The sequence below is a fragment of the Clostridium sp. LS genome (genome assembly GCF_002760435.1).
GTDB lineage: Bacteria > Bacillota > Clostridia > Clostridiales > Clostridiaceae > Clostridium.
On record NZ_AUUU01000163.1, the window covers coordinates 39,572 to 63,981 of the forward strand.

The 24,410-nt window shown below is 29.2% G+C and carries 26 protein-coding genes; 5 read left to right on the top strand and 21 right to left on the bottom strand.

Annotated elements, in window-relative coordinates; translation table 11 throughout:
* Nucleotides 1-17 precede the first annotated feature (17 nt).
* Together uxuA and COL3_RS25050 are read right to left on the bottom strand one after the other, a co-directional pair.
* Entirely contained in the window at nucleotides 18-1,079 is a 1,062-nt protein-coding gene (gene uxuA, locus COL3_RS25045; protein WP_008427792.1) for a mannonate dehydratase, read from the bottom strand.
* 175 nt (nucleotides 1,080-1,254) lie between these two features.
* Entirely contained in the window at nucleotides 1,255-1,929 is a 675-nt protein-coding gene (locus COL3_RS25050; RefSeq protein WP_008427794.1) for a GntR family transcriptional regulator, read from the bottom strand.
* Nucleotides 1,930-2,313: 384 nt separating this feature from the next.
* Between COL3_RS25050 and COL3_RS25055 the strand changes: the two genes are divergently transcribed.
* The gene (locus tag COL3_RS25055; protein ID WP_008427796.1) at nucleotides 2,314-2,664 is read left to right on the top strand and encodes a DUF2512 family protein; all 351 of its coding nucleotides are present in this window, start codon (nucleotides 2,314-2,316) and stop codon (nucleotides 2,662-2,664) included.
* 57 nt (nucleotides 2,665-2,721) lie between these two features.
* Here COL3_RS25055 and COL3_RS25060 read toward each other — a convergent pair whose 3' ends face one another.
* The 6 genes from COL3_RS25060 to COL3_RS29005 form a co-directional block, all read right to left on the bottom strand.
* Nucleotides 2,722-3,144 (bottom strand): flavodoxin, encoded by a 423-nt coding sequence (locus COL3_RS25060; protein ID WP_008427797.1) that lies wholly within the window; start codon nucleotides 3,142-3,144, stop codon nucleotides 2,722-2,724.
* A 618-nt stretch (nucleotides 3,145-3,762) separates the two neighbouring features.
* On the bottom strand, nucleotides 3,763-4,953 hold the full coding sequence (locus tag COL3_RS25070) for an MBL fold metallo-hydrolase (protein WP_008427799.1): 1,191 nt from the start codon (nucleotides 4,951-4,953) through the stop codon (nucleotides 3,763-3,765).
* 236 nt (nucleotides 4,954-5,189) lie between these two features.
* Nucleotides 5,190-5,423: a DUF2249 domain-containing protein gene (locus COL3_RS25075; RefSeq protein WP_008427801.1), complete on the bottom strand. Its 234-nt coding sequence runs from the start codon at nucleotides 5,421-5,423 to the stop codon at nucleotides 5,190-5,192.
* 170 nt (nucleotides 5,424-5,593) lie between these two features.
* Nucleotides 5,594-8,155 (bottom strand): RyR domain-containing protein, encoded by a 2,562-nt coding sequence (locus COL3_RS25080; protein ID WP_008427803.1) that lies wholly within the window; start codon nucleotides 8,153-8,155, stop codon nucleotides 5,594-5,596.
* 136 nt (nucleotides 8,156-8,291) lie between these two features.
* A complete protein-coding gene (locus tag COL3_RS25085) occupies nucleotides 8,292-9,221 on the bottom strand; it encodes a methyl-accepting chemotaxis protein (protein ID WP_035284218.1) in 930 nt (309 codons plus the stop codon).
* A 715-nt stretch (nucleotides 9,222-9,936) separates the two neighbouring features.
* The gene (locus COL3_RS29005) at nucleotides 9,937-10,077 is read right to left on the bottom strand and encodes a hypothetical protein (protein WP_180277987.1); all 141 of its coding nucleotides are present in this window, start codon (nucleotides 10,075-10,077) and stop codon (nucleotides 9,937-9,939) included.
* Nucleotides 10,078-10,267: 190 nt separating this feature from the next.
* Between COL3_RS29005 and COL3_RS25090 the strand changes: the two genes are divergently transcribed.
* A complete protein-coding gene (locus tag COL3_RS25090; RefSeq protein ID WP_099716751.1) occupies nucleotides 10,268-10,477 on the top strand; it encodes a cytoplasmic protein in 210 nt (69 codons plus the stop codon).
* Nucleotides 10,478-10,902: 425 nt separating this feature from the next.
* On the opposite strand, the gene COL3_RS25095 is transcribed toward COL3_RS25090, so the two are convergent.
* From COL3_RS25095 to COL3_RS25160, 13 genes are all read right to left on the bottom strand, one after another.
* Entirely contained in the window at nucleotides 10,903-11,664 is a 762-nt protein-coding gene (locus COL3_RS25095; protein WP_008427807.1) for a type II CAAX endopeptidase family protein, read from the bottom strand.
* A 97-nt stretch (nucleotides 11,665-11,761) separates the two neighbouring features.
* A complete protein-coding gene (locus tag COL3_RS25100) occupies nucleotides 11,762-12,580 on the bottom strand; it encodes a MerR family transcriptional regulator (RefSeq protein ID WP_008427809.1) in 819 nt (272 codons plus the stop codon).
* Between the two features lie 737 nt (nucleotides 12,581-13,317).
* Nucleotides 13,318-13,473, bottom strand: a complete 156-nt coding sequence (locus COL3_RS25110; protein ID WP_008427810.1) for a translation elongation factor Ts — start codon at nucleotides 13,471-13,473, stop codon at nucleotides 13,318-13,320.
* 504 nt (nucleotides 13,474-13,977) lie between these two features.
* Complete coding sequence (locus tag COL3_RS25115; RefSeq protein ID WP_008427812.1) at nucleotides 13,978-14,496, bottom strand: metallophosphoesterase; 519 nt, start codon at nucleotides 14,494-14,496, stop codon at nucleotides 13,978-13,980.
* Between the two features lie 59 nt (nucleotides 14,497-14,555).
* Nucleotides 14,556-14,876 carry a hypothetical protein gene (locus COL3_RS25120; protein WP_008427815.1) on the bottom strand — a complete coding sequence of 107 codons (321 nt, stop codon included), beginning with the start codon at nucleotides 14,874-14,876 and terminating at the stop codon, nucleotides 14,556-14,558.
* Between the two features lie 213 nt (nucleotides 14,877-15,089).
* The gene (locus COL3_RS25125) at nucleotides 15,090-15,428 is read right to left on the bottom strand and encodes a hypothetical protein (protein WP_008427817.1); all 339 of its coding nucleotides are present in this window, start codon (nucleotides 15,426-15,428) and stop codon (nucleotides 15,090-15,092) included.
* A 2-nt stretch (nucleotides 15,429-15,430) separates the two neighbouring features.
* Nucleotides 15,431-18,259, bottom strand: a complete 2,829-nt coding sequence (locus COL3_RS25130) for a phage late control D protein (GPD) (protein WP_008427819.1) — start codon at nucleotides 18,257-18,259, stop codon at nucleotides 15,431-15,433.
* Between the two features lie 49 nt (nucleotides 18,260-18,308).
* Nucleotides 18,309-18,641 carry a DUF4280 domain-containing protein gene (locus COL3_RS25135; protein WP_008427821.1) on the bottom strand — a complete coding sequence of 111 codons (333 nt, stop codon included), beginning with the start codon at nucleotides 18,639-18,641 and terminating at the stop codon, nucleotides 18,309-18,311.
* Between the two features lie 14 nt (nucleotides 18,642-18,655).
* On the bottom strand, nucleotides 18,656-19,162 hold the full coding sequence (locus COL3_RS25140) for a hypothetical protein (protein WP_008427823.1): 507 nt from the start codon (nucleotides 19,160-19,162) through the stop codon (nucleotides 18,656-18,658).
* Nucleotides 19,163-19,176: 14 nt separating this feature from the next.
* Nucleotides 19,177-20,337 (bottom strand): pentapeptide repeat-containing protein, encoded by a 1,161-nt coding sequence (locus tag COL3_RS25145; protein WP_008427826.1) that lies wholly within the window; start codon nucleotides 20,335-20,337, stop codon nucleotides 19,177-19,179.
* Between the two features lie 3 nt (nucleotides 20,338-20,340).
* Entirely contained in the window at nucleotides 20,341-21,774 is a 1,434-nt protein-coding gene (locus COL3_RS25150) for a hypothetical protein (protein ID WP_008427828.1), read from the bottom strand.
* Complete coding sequence (locus COL3_RS25155) at nucleotides 21,774-22,376, bottom strand: hypothetical protein (RefSeq protein WP_008427831.1); 603 nt, start codon at nucleotides 22,374-22,376, stop codon at nucleotides 21,774-21,776. Before COL3_RS25155 ends, COL3_RS25150 begins: the two co-directional genes overlap by 1 nt.
* Nucleotides 22,377-22,652: 276 nt before the next feature.
* Entirely contained in the window at nucleotides 22,653-23,150 is a 498-nt protein-coding gene (locus COL3_RS25160; RefSeq protein WP_008427833.1) for a hypothetical protein, read from the bottom strand.
* 142 nt (nucleotides 23,151-23,292) lie between these two features.
* On the opposite strand from COL3_RS25160, the gene COL3_RS25165 reads away from it, so the two are divergent.
* The 3 genes from COL3_RS25165 to COL3_RS25175 all read left to right on the top strand — a co-directional run bounded on the left by COL3_RS25165 (nucleotide 23,293) and on the right by COL3_RS25175 (nucleotide 24,308).
* Complete coding sequence (locus COL3_RS25165) at nucleotides 23,293-23,517, top strand: DUF1659 domain-containing protein (RefSeq protein ID WP_008427835.1); 225 nt, start codon at nucleotides 23,293-23,295, stop codon at nucleotides 23,515-23,517.
* 166 nt (nucleotides 23,518-23,683) lie between these two features.
* Nucleotides 23,684-23,902, top strand: coding sequence for a DUF2922 domain-containing protein (locus COL3_RS25170; protein WP_099716752.1), 219 nt, complete (start codon nucleotides 23,684-23,686; stop codon nucleotides 23,900-23,902).
* Between the two features lie 106 nt (nucleotides 23,903-24,008).
* Nucleotides 24,009-24,308 (top strand): tyrosine-type recombinase/integrase, encoded by a 300-nt coding sequence (locus COL3_RS25175; RefSeq protein WP_242982188.1) that lies wholly within the window; start codon nucleotides 24,009-24,011, stop codon nucleotides 24,306-24,308.
* The last annotated feature ends 102 nt before the right edge of the window (nucleotides 24,309-24,410 follow it).

Genomic DNA, 24,410 nt, shown 5'->3' on the forward strand with positions numbered 1-24,410 from the left:
TTTGTTTATGTCTCTTTTTATTTATTTCTTTTAAGAGAATCCCATATTCCCCATATATACATAATTCCAAGAGCTCTATCATAAAGTCCATAACCCGGTCTGCACTTCTCATTCCAAATGTGTCTTCCATGGTCTGGTCTTGCATATCCTGTAAATCCTACTTCATGATACGCCTTCACTATATCACATATATCTAATGAACCGTCACAAGTTCTATGAGATGTTTCAATAAAGTCACCATTCTCATAAATCTTTACATTTCTAATATGAGCAAATGCAATTCTATTTCCAAATTCTCTTATCATAGATGGTACATTGTTATTAGGATCTGATCCTATAGCACCACTGCAAAGTGTTAAGCAGTTATATGGACTATCAACAAGCTTTAATAATCTTGCTAAGTCATTTCTATTCTTAACTATTCTTGGTAATCCAAAAATTGACCAAGGCGGATCATCCGGGTGTACTGCCATCTTTATATCATTGATCTCAGCTACTGGAATAATTTGTTCTAAGAAATATTTTAAGTTATTCCATAAATCTTCTTCTGTTACATTTTTATATGCTTCAAAAAGCTGTGTTAAATTCTTTAATCTTTCAGGCTCCCAACCAGGCATTGTAAGATCTGGATTAGATGCTATTTTGTTAACTAGTTCCATCGGATCAATATCATTAATTCTTGCTTTTTCATAGAAAAGAGCTGTAGATCCATCTTCTGCTTTCTTATACAAATCTGTTCTTAGCCAATCAAATACAGGCATAAAGTTATAACAGATCACTTTAACTCCTACCTTAGCTAACTTTTCAATAGTCTTCTTATAATTTTCAATATATTTATCTCTTGTAGGCAATCCTAACTTAATATCTTCATGAACATTGACACTTTCTACAACATCAATGTTAAATCCATATTTATCAGCTGCTTTTTTTACTTCAAGAATTTTTTCCATTGGCCATTCATCACCAGCTGCCATATCATGAAGAGCCCAAACAATTTCTGTAACTCCAGGAATTTGTTTAATTTGTTCAAGGGTTACGGTATCATTTCCTTCTCCGTACCATCTAAAACCCATTTTCATAATAGTATCCCCTCCTGTCATTTATCCAATATTATTTTTCATAATAATTCCCCATAAACAATTTATGTGGAAAGACGATAAATTAAAATTTTATCCTCTCTATAAGCCTCACCTCCCTAAATATAAAATTCAAATTAATATATAATAATAACTTTTTATAAATCTAAAGATTAATCTATTCTTTGAAGTAATTAGGATAATTTTCTTTTATTTGGTTCTTATCAAAGATAACCATATTCAAATGTTTTTCCATGATTTCCTCAGCTTTTTCGATTTCTTTATTTTTTATAGCATTAAAAATTTCTTTATGTTGTTGATAAATATTATCCCAACTGGAGTTAGTTGACAATCTTAATATTCGAATTCGTTGAAATTCAGTACTTGCATCATTAATGCTGTTCCAAATTCTTTTTTTGTTGCAGCCTTCAAAAATTATCTTATGAAATTGCTCATCAGCTTCAAAAAGTTTTTTATTATCATGATTTTCTATATACATTTTTTGAAGTTTCAAATTCATTTCTAATGCTAGTATGTTTTCCTGTGAAAATTCCTTGCAAGCTTCTTTTACTACAGCTCTTTCTAGATGTTCACGCAAGAATCGACCTTCTTCAACCGCTGATAAATCAATTAGAGAAACAACAGTTCCTTTTTGAGGATAAATATTTACTAATCCTTCTTGAGCTAAACGTACAAGAGCTTCTCTTACCGGAGTTCTACTTACACTATACTTTTCTGAAAGTTCTTTTTCAGAAATATTTGTACCAGGCTCAAGATATAAATTAATAATTTCTTCCCTGAGCTTATAATATATAGTTTTGCTTGTTGTATTCTTATTTAATTCTAAAACCATTTTATACTTTCTCCTTCGTCTATAGGTAACATACTTGTATGGTAGTTATATTTCTATTTTCCATCCTGTATTTATACCACACTTTTATTATACCCATATTTCTTATTTAATTAAGATCCACCATACTTGTATGGTAGTTATGCTTTTATTTTATCACTATTGTTTTAAGTGTCAATATAAATACAAAGTTTCATCAAATATAATTCTATTTGCTTATAAATTATATTCTTATTTTTACCATACTTGTATGGTAGCTATATTTTTATTCTATCATAACCGTTTACAATGTCAAGATGAATTTTGAAAATAACCAAACTGCAGTATATATAATTTTTGCCTGGTTAAATTATATTATGTAATATTTCTATGAAGGAGGTGCTTTTTATGACTGGTTTAATAATGAAATTAATTCTTTGTCCTATTCTTTTGCTAATTACCAATTATATTTTTGGACTTGGTTATACATTTACTCAAGCTTTAATTGTAGGCATTGTTTTAGCTATTGTTGCTCATATGATGGAAGTTTTAATTCTAAAGAATGGAACATTCTGGGTGAGTACAATATCTGATTTTGTAGTAGCATTTGCAATAATTTACTTAAGTCAATTTGTTTTTATGAATGTTATTATAACTTTTTGGGGTGCATTAATTACATCACTATTATTAACCGTTGTTGAATATTTTGAACATAATTTTTTAATTAAATCTGGTAGAACTAAAAAGGGAGCTGAATAATTAATACCTATTACATGAACAAATAAGGAGATTACGCTCCTTATTTGCTGGTTCTTGTTATTCTGATTTTGCTATTAATTTTCCAAAATCTATACATCTTTCTTCATCTTCACCCTCTGGGGATTCTTGTATTGTTAAGCCTTCATTTATTAATATAGCTCCATATGATTCCATTCTCTTTTCCCATTCTGCCATCCATTCACCATTGCCCCATCCATATGAACCAAAAAGTGCTGCTTTTTTTCCTGCTATATTTCCTTCTAAAGATTTTACAAATGGTTCCATTTCACTTTCATCTAATTCTTCAGATCCATAAGCGGAACACCCTAAAATAAGAATCTCCTCATCTTTAATATCATTAATGGTTACTGTTGACACTTCAAGTAATTCAGCTTTTTTACCTTCTGCTTCTATTCCTTGTAATATTAAATTTGCCATCTTTTCTGTATTTCCAGTTTGACTAAAGTATATAATCTTCATATAAATTCCTCCTAACTCTTTCTATTTTTGAGTTTTTTTATTTATCCTTTGACATCATTATAGCTTTATCAATTCTAATAAAATGTGATTCAAATCAAATCCAAATAAATATTTTCATTTTTCCCTTAATAACGTAATAAGCCTAAAATATTACGAACTTTTATCTTTACGAAAAATAATAAGTATTTGATTTAAATCATATTTTAATTGATTAAATAGCTATAAAATAAAGCCATAGAAAACAAGCTAGGTGCAGCATTTGGTTCTTATGGATGGAGTGGAGAAGCTATAGAGGTTGTACAAGACTATTTAAATGAAACTAGTTTAAAAGTATTAAATACTTCTGATACAATTAAAGCTACTGGTATGACTGATATAGAATTACCTCTAAGAATTAGATTTTCATTAAAAGAAGACAACCTAAAAAACATTGATAGAATAGTTACATATACTTCTGACCTGCTACTTGGCGCAATTTAAAATAATCATAAATATCACCCAAAAGGACCTTATGAGATTAAACAAATGACTGCATCACTCTCATAAGGTTCTTTGAGTATTAAATATAACATTATTTTATTTAATCATGTTTTAAATCTATTAAGCAACTATTGATATTTAAAACTCTTCTAATATCTTCTCCGCAAAATTTTTTCCAAAGGCTATACACTCTTCAAGTTCGCCATCATTTGGCATGTATTTCAATTTTAATCCCTTATCAACAACTTTAATTCTAGCTTTTGTTAGATAATCTGTAAGAATGTCTGTTGATTCTCCACTCCATCCATAGCTGCCAAAAGCAGCACCTGCTTTATTATTAAATTTTAGTCCAATTAAGTCTTCAATAAGAGGTAATAATGAAGTTAAGAGCCCATTATTAACCGTTGATGATCCAAGTATTATTCCCTTTGCTTTAAAAACTTCAGCCAATATATCACTTTTATCTGAAGTTCCAACATTGAATATTTTATATTCGACTCCTGCTTCTCCTATGCCTTTACCTATAAATTCAGCCATTTTGTGGGTAGCTCCCCACATTGAGTTATATGCAACAACTACACTTTTATTTGATTTTCCGGCTGCCCACTCGTAATATTTTTCCACTATTGCCATAGGATCTTTTCTCCAAATTATGCCATGAGCTGGAGCTATCATGTCTACAGGTACTCCAAGTTTTTTAAGTTCATCTATTTTTTGGGTAACTAGTCTACTAAAAGGAGTGAGTATATTAGCGTAATATTTAAGAGCTTCTTGATTAACTTCTGCTTCATCTACTTCGTCATTAAAAATACCTGAAGAGGCATAATGCTGTCCAAAGGCATCATTAGAGAACAATATATTTTCCCCAGTAAGATATGTGAACATACTATCAGGCCAATGAAGCATAGGTGCCTCTATAAATACAAGTTCATTTTTTCCTATATTTATTTTATCCCCTGTGGAAACAACCTTAAAATTCCATTCCTTATGATAATGCTTTTGTATTGACTCTAAACCTTTTTTTGAAACAAAAACTGTTACATTAGGAATATACTCCATTAATGCAGGTAACGCTCCTGAATGATCAGGTTCTCCATGATTCATAACCACGTAGTCAATCTTTGATATATCAGTTACCTCACTTAAATTTTTAAGAAATATATCAGTTAGGGGTTCCCACACAGTGTCTATAAGAACAGTTTTCTCATCTTTAATAAGATATGAATTATATGAACTTCCTCTATGTGTAGATAATTCATTTCCATGAATATTCCTTACTGCCCAGTCAGTAGCCCCAACCCAATATACTCCATTTCTAAGTTCCTTCATGCTAATTCCTCCTATTAGTTAAATTCCACTTCACAACTTCTATAAACTGCATAATTCAAACCTTAATATATGCAGTTTTCTGTTAGATTATACTTAAAAGAATTGCCAACCCCTGAAAATAAGTATTCATATATAAAATTAAAAGAAAAATAAACCTTTAATCTTTCAAAGAATAATTTTCTTGTAAATAAAAAAAGATGACTCAGATCGATATCTAAGACATCTTTTTTAAAAATTTATTTTTTTGTAATTGCAACTCTCCATACCTCAGGTCCCTCTTCTAAGTATTCCCATTCAAATGTTTCTGGGAGCTCCATTATAAACTGATAATGCAATGGACGCGGGTCATGATCATTTACAAGTTCCATTCTTTCGCCAGATGCTAATCCTTCGAAAGTTTTAAAAATAACAGGATGCTTATCTCTTGGCTCATATTTTCTAGCATCCACAGTTGCAGTAAAATTTAACATATTTGATTCCTCCTAAATTTATTATCTAATTATTAGAACTTTTTTGTTACTTCTGACTTTATTATAACTTTATTACTTTTAATAAGATGTGACTTAAATCAAATATATATTAAAATTTCTTTATATTTAAATGTAATTTTTAGTTAAATCTCTAATATATTAATGTAATGTCAAGATTGAGTTTCACAATAACACAAGAATTTTAATCTTTCTATTTTAAAGTTCTCTTTTGCTAGTATTTCTGGCCAAGCTTTTACCATTTCATATATCTCTTTTTTCTTATGGTCTGATAAGTTATCCCAATTCACAACAGCAGGATCAGTTTTTTGGATATTATCTTTAACCTCCCCATACTTCCAGCCCAATTTTTTCTTATACTTATACCAACTCGTATGTTGATTCTTAGCTAAAATTTCTAATTCCTTAGCTGTAAACTCTATAAATGGCTCACTTTCTTTAACTGATACAACATCATAGTTTATTTTAAGTAAATCATTAGGAATGTTTTTCGCTTGATACCTAATGGAATCTTTAAGTTCTTCACTTAGTTCCTGCCATGGAATTATATTATCTAAATTTTTATCCTTATTTTGCTCATATATAGACTTTGCAAGATTTTCAATTTTTTCACTATAGAATGCATCATGCATTAAATGACGCAGAAATTGTTCCTCATCTACATGTAACTTTAATTGTTCTTTAGATGGCAAATGTGATTGTTCCCACTTTTTTGCATTTGTCAACATGCTCATTTCCATTATTGCTTCCATAGATCTTGATTCATGTTTATATCTCTTTATTTTAAGTAATGCTCGAAGTACCCCATCATCAATTTGAGCTTCCCCATTGTCATTAATAAGATGTGATACCTTACGTTCTAGTAGTGAACGCAGTAGCATTGCTCTTCTAATTATAAATAAATGATCCCATTTCTCATCAGTTTGATTAGGGCCTAAGATGTTTACATAACCTCTTAATCGGCTTATAAAATCTGGTCCTTTAGCCCCTTTAAATTCAAGCAAAAACTTTTTTTGATCATTTTTATCTTCAAAATCTTCTCCACAGAATTCTTTAAATGTGCTACTTGTTCCACCAGCAAATACAAATATAGCCTTCCCTATAGGATGAATAGAATCTCCTTCTCTAAATACTCCATCCTGCATAGGTGCTAAAAAATATTTTAACCATCCAAGTTTTCCTTCAAGGGCTGAATCAAATTCATCAAAAAACACTAATGGAATTTTCCCCTCCAGCACAATATCCCTGACTTTATGAAAAGCATTAACTAAGTCCACTGGTGATCTAAATTGAGACAAATTAAAATCCAGCTTTCTAATTAAATTTGATGCTATGCTGTTAGCCACTTCAACTATACCAAAAGATTTCCCTGACCCTGGCGTACCAAATACTGCAATTGAAAGAGGTCTAACTGTATTTTTAGTGGATATGTATTCCAACATAAGATTTTTGATACTCCTATAACTTTCTATTTCAGTTTTATCTACTGTTGTTAAATCTCCAAATTGTGCTATTGGTATAGATTGTAGTGCATTTTTCACCCCATTTTTAACTATATCATAAGCTATTTCAGCTAAATTAGTAGAACTTTTATCCTTTAAGATATACCAACAAGAACGACAATTAGAATTATGTGAAATAGGAACTAACACGTCTTGTACATGCTCCTTTTGCACGAAATCATCTTCATTTTCCATAAATATTAAAGAATTGGGATATGAATATTCTTCGATATTCTCTCCAAAACCTTCAATATAATATTTCTGGGCTGAAACAATTCCTTTGCGTATTCCACTACCTATTGACTCATATAATTCTTCATTATCTTGACTCCCGGAAACAATTGCACTTGCAAGACCTGCCACAAAACAAGAAGTAAGTCCAATCATTTTGCCTTGCGAATCTTTAACCAAACTCCCTTCAAATCCATAAGGTAGAAAAAATAACCTGGTTTCAGGTGCACTATCATTTCTATAATAGATTGCACCTTCAAGACCAAAAGGTATTATAAGATGATGGCATTTTGAGAGAAATGCCAGATTAGGATTATTGCTAATCTGCCAAGCAAAATCTTGTGCTGTTCTCTCCCATGAAAGACTTTTACTTATGTTAACTCCCTTTGAACGCAAATCGTCACCGTTTATTATAACTATTGTTTTTTCATTGTGAAACTTTTGCAAGTGCTTCCAAAGCTCATTAGTATCAATAGGATTATTCATTTTATATACTACAATTGGTGACGTTTGAGTCGATTTTAAGGCTAAAGGCCAAAAGTCTTTACTAAAATTAAAGCCATTATTTTCATCATCTAATATAATCATATCCACATTCATATCATCATTCATAATTGGCAAAAGCCTTGTCATACCCGACATAGCTTCGGTAAATCCCATTAAACGCTTTATTCTATAAACTTTAGTACTATTATTTTTATCATTAAATTTAGGAAAAACATCTAACTCCACAGTAGAACTAAGAAACTCTCTTTGCCAAACTCCTTCTATATCACGTATTTGTGGAGCAAGTACAGATGCCCCTATCGAGAGTTCCACAAGTTTTGACAGAAGCAATGCTTCTCCTGGTTTTAAAGTATTATGAATATTTAAATGTGTCTGCCAGTTTAAGCCGTTATTAATCTTAGGATATGTTACCCATTGTAGCGCATTTATACATATGTCACCTGATACCACGATTTTAAAATTCTTATTTTTCATCTTTAGCTCCTTGTAAAACTATATTCTAGCTACATACCTACACTATTTGTATATCTTAATTATATTGGAATTCCATTTATAATTATGTGATTCAAATCAAAAATACTTTAATTAAAATGTATTTTTTATTATCCTTTTAAGATTCCAGTTGTATTTTCATTTCTTCTAATTGTCTGTCTACAATACTCGCCTCTCCTATATGATTTATTATAGTTTTTGATGTCTCTTTTAATATTTCATCAACATTCATTATTTCTTTGCTCATGTTTTCAATATGTTGTTTTTGATTTGTTAAAATTGCCATTACGTCCCTTACTTCCTGCTCAACTTTTCCTATTGAAGATAAACTTTCTTCAATTTTTTCTGCCGCATTTATTGATGCATTAACTCCTTTCGCAATAACCTCTTTAGATTTATTAGAATTATTTATAACAATCTTTGTTTCATCTTCTATATTACCTATTAATGTTGAAATATCCTTAGTACTTTGCTTAGTCATTTCTGCTAAATTTCTTATTTCACCAGCAACTATAGCAAAGCCTTTCCCTTGTTCACCGGCCCTTGCTGCTTCAATCGCAGCATTTAAAGCCAATAAATTAGTTTGATTTGCTATATTAGTTATTAACTTTACGACTTCATTAACTTTACTAAATCTTCTTACTAATTCGTTTATACTTTGAGTATTATTCTTATTCTCATCTTCTAAAGATCTAACTGCTTCAACAATTTCTTCAATAGCATTTTTACCTTCATATGATTTCTTTACCGTATCTTTTGTAATTTCTATAAGATTATTCCCCTCTGAATATAATTTATCTGTCAAGCCATTAGTATTTTCTGTTAAAATAGAAATTTCACTCATATGCACCTTTACTTCATCAGCAAGCTTTCCTAAAACATCATGTTGATCATCTACCCTATGATGTTGCTTTACAATGTTAGTTAAGGACTTACTCATTTTCTGAATAAAATTATTAGTATCATCCTGTAATTGTTTTGTTTCTTCAACATCAATTACTTGCTCATCTTCTAAATCCTTAAATTTCTTATTTCTAAATATGTTCATTATTTTTCCTCCTGAGCGTCTTTTCATATATTAAATATTCCTTAAACTATACTTCATTTTATTTCCACATCTAGTTCTTTCTCTTTTCACCATTACTAAATAGAATACTCTAATAATAATTGGATTTGTTTCTTAACATAATTTTAAGTTAAAATCCTCAAAAAGAATGTGATTTAAATCATATTTCACTAAATATTCAATAGTTGTAAATCAATGGCGTTATTCATATCATACATTCACTTGTAGAACTAAATTACACTATTTAGCTTGTATTGAACTATATTCTACATGCTCATAATATATCTAGTTATTTATAATAGCGATTAATTAAAATTGTTAAAATACATAATTTCAGGCAAACAAAAAGAATGTCTAAGATTTTTATGACATTCCTTCATCTATTTATATAACAAAAAAGCAAGGAAAAACTAAAGGAAATACATATACTATATTTCCTAAATCCTTGCAATTATTTAATGCGAGATAAGCCATAAGCCAAGTTCTATCTTCGATATCTGTTTCAAAATTCCTTATTGTTTTATGAAAGTAAATTTTTTAAAATAGCAAATAATTATGCCAATAGAAGTTCGTAAGATCCAATCTCTAGATAAATATTCTAAAGAATATAAAAAAGCAATTAAAAATTTTCGTTTTAAATACAAGGCACTTGTTGGCTCTCCTCTAAACTTAAAAAACAAAATAAACTTTCCTATTATTATGGATATAAATATAAAAAATATTTATTTTCACTTTTATCTTGTTCCACTATAGCCTTTATTGTATTATGGGTAGCATATTTAGTTCTTGGAAATTCTGAAATTAATAAATTTACTAAATTACAAACTATTGAATTCATAATATTTATTTCAGTTCTTGTCGTAGATATTTCCACAATAATTTTCTTTACATATAAAGTTAGAAAATTAATAGATGACCGTATTGATGAACTAATTAAGGTTAAAAAAATAAGATGCTCTTATTTTTCAGATGAATTATTATCATCTGTATCCACTGCTTATTTATATACAATAAATAAGCATAAAATAATGAAAATAAAAGAAAAATGTGGATGCATCAACTGCCTAAAAATATTTTACAGTGATGAAATAAAAAAATATAGTGATATATCTGTTATTTGTCCTTATTGCGGCGCAGAAAAAGTTATTGTAGAAAGTTCAGGATATTCAATAGATGATGGCTTCTTAAGTGTGCTGAAAGAGTACTGGATTGATAGTTCAACAAGTCTTTATAATTAACTATATGTATATGAATACATCAATAGTTACTCACCCATAAGAATAACAAGAAGCTATGTAGTGGCGCAGCCACAAAGGGGCACTCAGTGCTCCTTAATAAATTTATTCCTTGCTGCCGGCAGGCTATAAAAACAATAAGAAGTGCAAGCTACAAGACGATACTTTCAAGTAATTAAACTCCATGAATAAAGCTTATAAAAAACTGCTTAAAGGTCTTGCTATAGCTTGTACTGCTTTTCCTTTGTTTGAGCGTAAGCGAGTTAAAATTAAGGTAATAGGCTAGCTTTAATGAAATAACCTGCAGCTGTACATTATACAATATCAACATACTTTTATATAAATATTGCAGAAATAATAATACGCTTGTCTATTACTTCCTTAGACTTGAAGGCGAAGCCTTGAAGTCACTAGCTGCCAGTTTCATGCTATATTCTTTGCCAAAATCCTGAATTTGACAATAGACTAGTAATAGCGATAATTGCACTTGCCATATTAAGTATACAATGAACTACCATTCCAATATAAATGTTTTTCTTTTTATAAACACAATATACAAATGGGAAACAAGCTATTATTCTTGTAATAAATTCCCATGGCGAGAATAGGTGGTAAGCTGAAAACAAAATAGCAATGATAACTGGTGTCCAATTTCCAAATCTATTTATACGTGGCATAATGAGTCCTCTAAAATATAATTCTTCTACTATAGGCCCCAAGATCCCATTGCAAATAATATATAATACAAGGCTAATCGCTATAATGCTTTTTGAATAATTTTTGTAATTATTAAAAAAATATGAAAGTTTGAAGTACTCCGGTATCTCACCAAATATTGTCTTAAACATAAAATTATGTTCAATCGGTGAGATAACAGTAAATACCAGTGCTGCGAAAACTATTAAAACAATTGATATTCCAATAATCTGTTTGGGTAAAAGTTTTTCATGTTCTATAAAAGCACTTTGTAGATTTAACTTTCCATTTTCTTTTTTCGAAAAATTTAAAATAATACCCAGCTCAATGGGTATTAATACTACCAAAATAATAACCATGAAACTTAAAAATGGTGGAATTGTTTCTCTAAACTGTATCGACCATAAATATGTCATGAGTATTAAAAACGCAGGAAAAAATACTAATACTAATAAGTTTACAATGGAAAGTTGTTTAATTTTTTTATCTATCATCGTGATTCCTCCAAGAATATATTTTATGATATCGCTTTTATCATATCATCTACAATAAAAATAAACCTTGGTATTATCCCAAGGTCAAGTTCTTTTTTTATTCAATTGGAGCAAATATTTCTAGATAAGATTTAGCAGCTTTTTTATTTGCAGTAATTAAAATCATATTAATGATAACAATACCTTTATGTTTAAGATTATTTTCACTAGCCCACTTTAATGATTTCGCAAACATTTCTTCCATCATATCACCTTTTTCCAACGAATCTTCCACAATTGTATATAAACATTTGTTATATTCCATTATATTAGTATCCGCAGTAACATTTGGCATAACATTTTTAGTAATAATCATCTTGTTATCCTCAATGCCTTTTTCAGAAAAAGTGATCAACCTTTTTATGCTATTGACAATAGATTTTCCTACTAATTTACTTCTTCTATTATGAATTTCCTTATATTCAGAAAAAGCTGTAAAATCCGATATTTCTCCTATCACTTCAAAAGCAGGCATAGGCTGTACAGAAAATTTGTTCAAATTTTTTGCAATCTTATCACAAGCATCCTTCCCTTTTTGAATATTTCTTTGATACTTCTGCAATTCTTCAATCTGTAAAGCGATTGCTTTCTCCTTATCATCTAATACGTTAGAAATATCTTTTGGTTCATTATTTGACCATATTGAACTAATCTCCTTCATGCTCAAATCCATAGATCGATAAAATTCTATAGACAAAACCGTAAGTATATCGGATACAGAATAACTTCTATAATTGTTACCTTCATTTTGTGTGGGATATAGAATACCTTTTTCTTCATAATATCTTAGCCTATCCCTTGATATTCCTGTTATTTCTGCAACCTGTCCAATTGTAAATACCTCAAACTTTATATTATTATCTTCATTATATTTCATTTGCAACTCTCCATTTTGTGATATTGGCGTAATTACTTTCAATAATCTTTAAGTCGCTGTACTATTAGTTGATATTAATTATTATTTGTCTTATTGTAACCTTTTAAAAAACCGCATTTACTTATGGTAGGTTCACCGTATCAGTAGTAAGTCATAACGATATTAGGTTATCAACTATATTTTCATCAATAAAATTATTTAAAGTTCTATACCAAAATGTTTATATAAATTCTTTTTACCATCTCCTGTAATTCCAACTTCTCTGTTTGTAAGAGATTTTTTAATCCAGCCTAATCCAATTAAACCACTTGTAATAAACTTTTCCTAATCTCCCAGTTATATGATAATTCTTCTCACTCCAATCATAGCATTTAATTCCTTGTAAGTTTTCTATATCTTTCAAGCTATGATTTATTATTTCTAATTCAATTAATTCATTTATACGAGTTCTATATTAGGAGGTACTTGTACCAAATCATACTTTATTGTATTTTATGATACTTTGAAACACTGATGTTTAGCCGCTTTAGAACATTATTTATATACTTTTAAATTTATTAATAAGTTATATCATTCGCTTTAAAATGCCTATGACCTTTTTTATATCCATATTTATATTATAATCATTAATTTCAAATATCACATTTTCTATCTTTTCTTTACAGGAATTTTTTAACACTTTATATAAACTCCTTAGACAGAATTATTCTTCATGTTACTGCTTAAAATTTCATTATTTATGTTAAATACACAGGTGGATGCTCTTTCAAATATTTGACTGCCTTTTCAACATCCCAATTTGTCTCCTTTAACGCCCGTAAACAATACATTTCTCCATATCCAGTAATTTTACTTACTTCAACAATCTTTGCATATTGACTATTTTCACCCATTAAATTTCCTCCCAAATTAAAGCCTTTTGTTCGCTAGCTATTTTAATTGATTATGCTATAGATTTCACTATCAATTTTTACTGCCTTCATTCCTCCTTAAATAAAAATATGGATCAAATTCTTCATTAGCATTTTCATATTCATTTTGTATATGATCATATATTGCACTTGTTGCATCAATTGTTATCCCTTTTGGTATTCCTGTATTTTTCTCTTTTGTCTGAGCATAGCAGTTTAAAAATAAAAGATATTAATTACTTCAAGCTAAATTAAATGTATGCAAATGTTAATGAATCATCTAACGATTTTCTATATACCATACATTTTATATTGCTTGAAGTATATTAATATCCTCTTTCTTACAGATAGCATCCTGATGAATTGTTGTATGCAAACTACATTGCAAAGCAGTTGATACATATGATAACTGGCTTAATCCTATGAAAAACAGTATTTACACTAATAAGTTTATATTCATGTGATTTTTTTACTTTTAGAAAATTTCTATTTAGGTAGTTCATCTACATATTTTTTCAAATGTCCAAACTCTACCGGAACATAATTCCACCGTTCTACACTAACACAAGCTGATTGTTTTGTAACAGTAGGATACATCTTAGTTCCATGAACATGTCCATACAAATAGAAAAATGGAGTTGAAGAATTAATATACTGTGGAGGCTGATGCTGCATTACTATAAACTCGTTGTAGATAATTGGATATTTATATACTTCCTCAAACCCGCATTCCATCCACTCCTTTATGGTTAGATAACTATCATGATTGCCCATAATGAGTATCTTTTTGCCATTCAACTGCTTAATAATGTCCTGCATTTTCAATAATGGATACGAACCAACATCTCCAAGATGAAATACTACATCATCTTCACGCACCACACTATTCCATAATTCGATCATCTGCTTATCCATATCTTCAACGCTTGAAAATGGACGTTTTTCATATGCTATAATATTTTCATCTCCAAAATGTGTATCTGCTATTATAAAAACTTTTGACATATTCTGTACCTCTTCAAAAATAATTTTACATATTCCACCATACATATGCTCATAATCTATTAAAATTTATAATTTTCAGTTATTTTTTTCGCTTGAATATATTTATCTGTCATTACAATATTTCCATTTCTTTTACATGTCTCAATTTCTATATCCAATGCCTCAATCATTTCATCTCTACTTATTATTTTATAATCTCTTTCAAGTTCATCATCATCTGGATAGCATTCAGGAAACGTCCAATCAAGATAATATTCATTTTCTTTTGTTATTCCATAAATAATTACTTCTATTGGGCCTACACAACGTTTATTTATAATTACTCTGTTTCCATTTTCATCTGGATCGAAACTAGGATCTCTATATAAAAATTCTGCCATTTCAGGCCTCATTTTATCACACATCTCTTCATTACTATCAATTTAAATCCGAGTAAACTTAAACATTTTCCTTATTAATTATTAAGTTATTATTCATTATTAGATCCATTTTACAGCCCCTTAAAATTTCTTAAGATCTCAATATCAGATTGTCAAATACTTCATCCTTAATAAATCTAACTAATAGAATTTTCATTGTGCTACAATTAAAAATTATTCATACCATTCATCTCTTAAATAAATATCTTTTGAAACCATTGATTCCACATCATTTTCAGCACAAAAATTAATAATCTCTCCAATTAATAATTTTACATCTGCATTTTTAACTTCAAATCCTTTATGCTTATTCCAAATACTATTTACTTTTATAGGTATTCGATACTCTTCCATCCTATTCAAAAAATCTCTCATAACCATTGAAAATGCTGGGTTTTTAAAGCGATAATTTAACCATATTACAGAATTTTCATCATCAATAGCTTGAACCCTAAACATAAACTCATTATATTTATACCATATTTTATTATGCTTTCTTTTTTCCTCATACATAATTAATTACCTCCATATATATCATATAACCCCGTTACTACATCCATTGCAGGATTACTTCTGACACTTGAATAAATAACATCTTCCCACGAACCATATTTTTTATATAATTGGTCTGCTGTTGGTCCTTCAGCTCTTTGATATTCCTCCAAATTTCTTTGTTTCATTGCTTCTAATCCATCATAATTATTAGATTTAATGTAATTATTAATTCTATCTTGATTTCTTTGTTCAACTTTCATTCTGGCTATATCCTCCATTGAATATCCATCATTTTGTAATTTAGTTATTTCATCTTTCAACATTTCTTTCTTTTGCTCAAGATGCTCATGATATCTTATTCTTTCACTCTGTGCATATGCAACCTCATCTGGATTTGTCCAATCTACTCCAAAAGAATTTAATTTTGATTCCGGCTTTAGTGAATAGCCATACACTGCATCTGGATTTTCAATAACATCTTTTGCAACTTTTGGATTTTCTAATGGATTACTCTTATATATTGAATTAGGATTACTTATCCCTTCATTCAATAATAAAGGATTATTCCCATTAATTAAAGCCTGATTATTAGCCACATTAGAATTGAAATTCATCGTTGGTGGATAACCACTATTTTGCACCGCAGGTAAATTACCTGTTGTAGGTACAAGATCACTACTTTCGTTTTCTAAAAGATTACTTGATCTTGAAGCTCCCATAACTCCAAATCCACCATTTTTGCTTTGAAATAGAAATCCTTTGCCTCCATTATTTATAACATTATTAAACGCTGATTCTCCTTCTTCTCCTGCCACATCTTTCCCTACTGCAAGTCCATAAGTATTATTTTGTCCTCTAAAGACACCTATAAAATTGCCATTACTAAAATTAGTAGAAATTTTGTTACCTAAATATGCATCAGCACATCCTGCTGCTGGTAATAACTCTGTGCCAGCGGTGGCCGCTGTCATATTTAACATAACCCCTGTTTCCCATAGTCCTATTACTTGATCTTGGTACTCCTGATACTTTTCTTCATCTCCTCCAAATTCTCCATCTCTTATTCTATTATAGCCCTTTTCATCTACCCCATTTTCTCCGTTGTTTATTTCATCGATTCCTTCATCCATGGTTGCATCTGCAATTTCACCTTCTTTTTCAGCAGCTGTTAATCCCATCTCAGTTCCAACAGCTGCAGTTGCCACTACCCCTACTCCTAATGCTGTTGAAACTAGACCACCTTCAAGCAATGCAGCTCCTACTGCCAATGCTGCTCCTCCAGTTACCACTACGGCAGCTACCATAGCGACTGCTCCTAACCCTAATAAAAGTCCCTTACCAAAAGTTTTCCATCCACTTTCTACTCTTGATTCATTTTTGCTTTTTGCAGCTACTTGTTTTGTTTGCACTTTTGGCTTTGGTTTAGTAGGTTTTGGTTCTGATTCTATAGGATATTGTCTTTTTTCAGAACCTTCGAAATATGCATCATTTACTTTAAAGCTGACATCTGTTGCATCTATTGTTATCCCTTTTGGAATTCCTGTATTTTTCTCTTTTGGATTTGGATAATGATTAAAGCTTACTCCTTGTTTTCCTGTGATTTCTATATTCTTTGCTTTAATAGATAAGTCTCCTGCACTCATTATTGTTATTTTTAAATCACTTTTAATATCAATTCCTGATGAGTCAGTAAATTTTATGCTATTATTAAGTGTACCACTTTTTCCACTAATTTCAATTGTTTGTGGTGTATATTCGATCTTTTTGCCATCTCTATTTGACCAAAATTTTGTATCTGGATCAAGTCCCGTTCCACTATATGTAGCAAAACTTACGCTTGATTCTTCCTCTTCATTACTTTCAAAATATACTTTTACCTTATCCCCTGCATATGGCATGGAGTATAACGCATTATTACTTCCAACTATAAAATCATACCAATTTGTTACATCTTCATTATCTATATTTAATTGTACTCTAACTTGAGTTCCCTTAGGCTCTATAATTGTTCCTTCAATAGCAGTTCCTCGTATATTTTCATTATATATCTTTGGTACTTCAATTAAATGACTTTCTAAAATCGTATATGTATTCGAAAGTTTTGAATCAATTAATTTTGATTCACTTTTAATAACTGTAAAACTTTGATTATCTAATACAATTTCACATCCTAATTCTATAACTTGTCCACTAATTAATTTATATTCATATTTTTCTCCAGCAATATTATCGAAATATCTTACTAATTTATAATCTTCTTTATCTATTTCTATTGAATTTCTTTGACTTATTCCAAAATAAAATCTAGGTAAGTTAAATAAGTCTTCTGGAATAACAACCATTCCTAAATGTGATGCTATGCGTTTTAGAAATTCAAAATCTGTTTCATCATACTGTACAATAAGTTTGTCAACCTTTTGAACTGCTTTGTCATCTGCAACGAAAGCACATCTTTCATAATCATTTTTCATTACATTCAAAATATCTTCATAAGTTATTGTATCTTTTAGGAATGAACGTTTCTTTAATTTCTGATCCAAAATCCAAGTAGAAGACTTAGCCTTAATTACTGCATAATATGACCTTTTGTATTCCTTTATTTCTACATCTACAATTATTCCTCCAAAAAGTGTCTCCCGTGCTCCTGTACCATATTTTAAGTTTATTTCAGCTCCATAATTTATATTATCTAAATACGTATCTTTTTCCTTTTCATCTATAATCCCAATTACAGTGAGTTCAGTATGCTTATTTATTTCTCTTTTGATTTCAACATCTATAATATGCTGCAAGGAAATGTCTCCTTGAATACTTAACTGATTATGATTAAGATAATCGTATTCTTCCATTTATATCTATTCTCCTCTCCATAATTCACACCATATATTCCAATATCTTCTACCCTGGTGTTTGATCATGATGCACAATTGATATTTCTCCGCCACAACTACAATTAGTTGTACAATTGTCTCTTAATGCAGGTACATTTTCAATAAAATCATTCTCTTGGCCTCCGTCCCAAGGACCTGTTATCTTTGGACTACATGGTTCACCTGTTTTTTTACATATACCAAAATGAGTTATATTTTGTCCTTCCTTGTAATCATTTATGTTAAGTACAGGTTTTTCTGCTGCATATACTCCATGAGAAACTGGAATCATAATTCTGCTATCCATACTTCCTAAACTACATCGAATTTTTGCTCCCCTAACCACATATATTTTAGCCATAAAAAATTCACCTCTTACTCTTCTTCAATTAATTCATAATCTAATCCAACAATTTTTCTTCTAAGCAAGCTCTCACATACTGCCAAGTTAAAAATCACACTTTTTTCTGCATAAATGGATTTGCTATCCTTAACCATGCATACTAAGAGCATGCATTCATGTTTTATTTTCTCTTTATCTAACACCAATTTTTTAATTGAAGAATCTGCTTGAACTATTGATTTATCGCTTACACATTCTAAGATTTCTAAATTTAGTGTCCAATATATTTCTTGTGTTTGCGCTTCTGAATCTATCCAAACAACACGATTATTTATAATATTCTTCTTATATTTTTCAAATATGGTTTTCAATTTATTAGATATTAATATACAATTTCTACTTATTATTACATCTGTAAAGCTCTCTTTTTTACTATCATAATTTAATATTGTAGTTTCGTTATTTTTACTTATCTCATTTATATACTTATTAATCTGTTGTTTATGCAAATCAGAATTATGTGTTATTTTAAAAAACATATTTATCTTCTCCTCTAAATAATCCTGATAGAATTAAGCTGACTTTCACTTAATTCTAAATTAGATAATTGTTCTTTATTAAAATACGTATCTTTTAAATCTGCTCCTGTAAAATTTACGTTTATTAATATACTATTTCTAAAATCTGATTCTTTTAATTCGCATTCTGAAAAATCCATGTTTTCTAGTAAAGCATAATTAAAATTACTTCCATTAATTATAGAAGCCCTAAATGTAGAATCCTTAATTTGAGCATTTTTGAATTGTAAGCCTATGCAACCTGTCAATATTGATTTGCTTCCATCGTAACTATTAGTTGAATACACTTTATTAAAATTAACATTTTCAAAGCTTGAACCATCAAAAAATGAATCATGGAGAATGCTTCCTTCAAAATTTATATTATTCATAATGCAGTTTTTAAAACTTGCTTGAGATAAAGCACATCTTTTCAATTCAACATTTTCAAACATACTTTCATCAAAGTTACTTCCAATAAGGTCATGATATAAATATTTTTTATTTTTAAATCTTAATCTTTTAAAATATCTACTTCTTAAAGTTTTCATTTTATCCATATGAATAATAGAGCTATTTAAATCTTCATAAGTATTGTTTTCAGCATGCACAATCAAACCTTTATCTCTGTATTCTCCAGCTACAATGTAAAAGTTATTTTCCTTACTTATTTCCTCAAACTTATTATTCCTTACAATGTCATTAATTGAATATCTGACTAACTCAATAACATAATAGGTTGATAATTCAAGTTGATTTAAAATAATTTCTTCTATATCATCGCTAAAATTATATTTAAAATATTTTTTTGTATCATTATTTAAAGAACCTTCTAGGGTATAAAATTTATCAAATATATTATCTAGCTTAAAACTATATACAATAGGACTATTATCAAATAACCATTTCTCATCAAATGCTTCTATAATACAGTTTATTCCCTTAGTTTTAAAACCTACTTTGAGCAATGAAATATTAATTGCTTGAATCTTTTTCTTATTTCCTAAATTTTGCTCTTTTATAACTTTCTCAAGAAAAATATCAAAAGCTTGTACAATTTGATTGCATAAAATATCCTTATTTATGAATATATCCTTTTGCATTTTTTCCTTGCACTCTTCAACTTTATATAAATATTTAGATATTATTTCCTCCATGGTTTACCCCTCATTTACCGAAACTTGTTTACCAGTGACAGTAACATTTTCATTTATGAGAATATTACCTCCACCTTCTCCACCACCTGTTATATGAATAGTATCTGCTGACATTTCTAATGTAGTTCCTGATGAAATAGAAATATCTTGCCCTGCATTTATGCTGATTGATGAATTGGAATAAATTGAAATACCTTCACCATCATCTAATTTTATATATAAGTTTTCTTTATTAGATGTAATATAGATACCTCCAGGCGCAAGTGTTATTTGTTTGTCATGTACTGTACTCATATAACGCACATTGGGATCTGGTTCAGTTGGTTCTATTGGAACAGATTGTGTAACAATAGCATTTTCTTCTTTATTATCACCAAAATATAACCTTGCTCTATCACCAATTTCAGGCATGAAATACCACCCTACATTATTAGGAGATGAGGATATACTTGAAAAAGGAAATCTATATGCTTCCTCTAAACTTTGAGTTTTATCTATATCAAGATGGATCCATACATCATGAGCTTCTACTTTTATAATTGAACCTTCAATTGAACTTCCTACAAGTTTTTCATTATATAAATTAGAAGTACTAACTCCATTTTTTGTTTTTAATAGATATTCAAAACATATTTCAGAATTTTTTAGTGATATGTTAACTTCCGCAACAAAGAATCTCATACCTCTGAAGACTATTTGCTTTCCAAGTTGTAATATGCATTCACCTTTAACCTTATAAAATTTATAATCATATTCTGTAACATCATTCTTATAGTTTTCCTGCATTGTTTTGTAATCTTCAAAATTCTTTTCTATCTTCCACTCATAAATATCTTCAGTTATATCTATCATTTCGCTTCTTTCATCTGGTCCCACCTGTATTCTTATTCCTTCCAAATTAATAGCATTATACAAACCACAATTAAATGCTGATGACATTCTCTTTAAAAATTGCCAATCAGTTTCTTGGTACTCTATATATGGCTTATTAGTAATGCTTGCTTCCATGATTTCATCTTCTATTTTTATTATTCTTCCTTCATATTCTTCTGTAAATTTATCTATTAAATCTTGATATAGAATATTCTTATTTTGAAAAGAACGACTCTTGTAAACTATATCTAATAGATAACTATAAGAAATGCCTTTCAAATATATGTAACCAACTTTGTTTTTACAGTTAATATTCAATTCATATACTAAACCATGAAATATAGCAGCTTCCTTTTTATGATCTGTTAATATTAATTTAACTGGTTCTAATGAAGATATATTTCCATATGAATCTATTTGCTCTTCTGGAATAACCCCCTCTATAATAAGCGTTCCATGTTCATTGATTGAATTTACAACTTTTAACTTTTCTAATACTACTAATTGAATCTCTTGATCACTTACATACAATTTTGCTTTAATAGCATCTCCCTCAAAAAACATTATTCTCCCTCTCTTTCATTGTTCACAATCTCCAGACACTCCATAATTCCTTTTCCAACAGAATCCCAATCATTTATTCTATCTCCCATACAATTAAAGTTAATTATTATAGTGCTGCAGTTAACTTCCAAATAAAATATAAAATTATAGCTTTTTATATCATCTACAGGATTAAGAAATGATACATAAGTTATCTTATAGTTATCTTTTATCTTTATCCCTTCCTCCACCCACTTTATTGGTACTCCAAAATTCTTTATCATTTTTTCTGCTAATCCATCTTTATATTCTTTTAAGGTTATTTCTTTTGGGCTGCTCTTTGCGCAGGTTAGTATTATATTTAAATCCTTGCTCTCAGAACTAAAAACCTTATTAAATGAATCTATTCCATTAGGCTTTAATTCATCTGGAATAGCTAATCTCAAACTATTAAAAAATTCTTCATAATGAAACTCAGCTTCATTTTCCCCAATTTTGGCACTTCCTGCTCTTATATATTCATGTAATTTTTCATCATACTTTTTCTTTTCTTTTAAAAATTCTAATAACTCATATTCTTTTTTCTTTTCAAGAAAAACCTCATCTAAATGTTTTTCCACCATAATTAACTCACCCCTCAATAATTTAATGACTAGCTTAATTTGACTTTTTACTTACTTTGCCTTACTTTAATTCTTTTTTATTCAACTTATACCTTTTATTGTAAACCAATTGTCAGTTATTGTCTATTCTGTTTAATTATAATTTTGCATCTGTTAACAAAAATTTTTCAAAAATAAAAAATGTAACACCATTAATTTATGCTGCTACATTCTAAATCACCTAAATATTCTCTTTATTGATTATGTCGTTAATCTTTATCTTCTCTAATTTTTCAATTAATTTGAAGTTTCAATACTAAAAATTTCATTTGAATTATACCTTGGTTTTTGATTATATTCTAATAACCATCCTTTTGGATTTATCACTATAGTTTTTTCTCCGGGTATTATTAAATTTGCATCGCCTTTTCTTTTGATATATTGCTTAGGCTTAAGAGCTTTCAATTTTTGTCTTTGTATTTCATTTATTTCGTTATCAATATTCACAATAAGTATTTCTTCTCCAGACATGATTTCCACATCTTTAGGTAAATTAAATTCATTTACTCCATCGGAATTAAAATATAAGGTTTTATCATCCAATTCAATTAATAATGCTCCACTAAGTGTTTTTACAATTCTACTGCAGCTATTAGAATATAATTTTATAATACTATCAAACTTATCTATTTCTTTATTTTCCTCTTTAATAATTATTTCCTTTGGTTTTACAACCTCTATTGTAGGCAAATCAAATATGCTAATTTGTCCTTCAATATAATCTTGGCTTTTCATGATTATCCTTTCAATACAATACTTTTAATCTATTTTAGTTCTTTTGTTGATTAAAAAAACAAATAATTTTCATCTATTTATGTAATAGCAAATATTTGCACATATATCCTTTATGAAAACAAAATGAAGGAGGTAAAAAACTATGGCTGTAACTAAATCAATTCAAACTGCATCATTAAGCATTGAAGTTCAAAGCGGGACCGATAAAGCGGGCGATGCGATCTATAGTGAGAAGACTTTTTCTAGTGTAAAAACAGATGCAGCTCCTCAAAATGTCTATGATGTTGCTGAAGCAATAAAAGGCGTTATGGAAACTTCAACTAGAGATTACTTTATAAATGAATCTTCTAGTTTGGTAAATGCTTAGGATCGCTTTTTTTAGGAAACTCGACTCACATTCGTTCGCTGAGTACTCACAAAGTAAGCGACCATTATCAAATCGTAGATTTGAGATGTCTGCTTAAGTGATTCACACCGAATCATAGATTCGGGTTCTCTACTTAGGTAAATTTTTAAGATTGGAGGTATGATAAATGGAATATACTTTAGCTATGACTTTTTTAACTGCTGCTGGCTTAAAGACTACTTTAAGCGTTAGTGGCGTTAAATCTACTCTTACTAAAGATGAAGTCAATACACTTATGGAAACAATAATTGCTAAGAATATTTTCAAAACTAATTCTGGCGATTTAGTTAAGAAATCTGGTGCTCAATTGACTCAAAGACAAGTTACTAAGTTTGAAGTGGCTTAGTATAGCTAGTTTTTAAAATGGAGGTTGTCCTTACGAATAGGATAGCCTCCATTTTTATAATGGAGAGTTTTATATAAAAAATAAATTTAATAATATCCTATATGATTTGTTTTTCACCAAAGAAGATGGAGAATTTTTAATTCCCTCTAGATTTCTCCAAAGAATAAAAAGATTATGTAAATATTGCGGCATAGAAAAAAATATTCGCTGGCATGATCTTAGACACAGTAATGCAACTATACTTTTAAAGAGCAAAGTATCAATGAAAATAATACAGGAACGTTTAGGTCATTCCATAATGCAGACTACATCAGATATTTATGCTCACGTAACAAAAGAAATGAATACTGAAGCTACAGATATTTTATCAAATGTTTTGTACGCAAAAAAAGCAAGGGAAAATTAAGGGAAAATACCGATATGGTATTCCTCAAAGCCTTGCAATTACTTGTTGCGAGATAAGCCATAAGCCGAGTTCTGTATTCAAACAAAGTTGTACTTTTCTTTA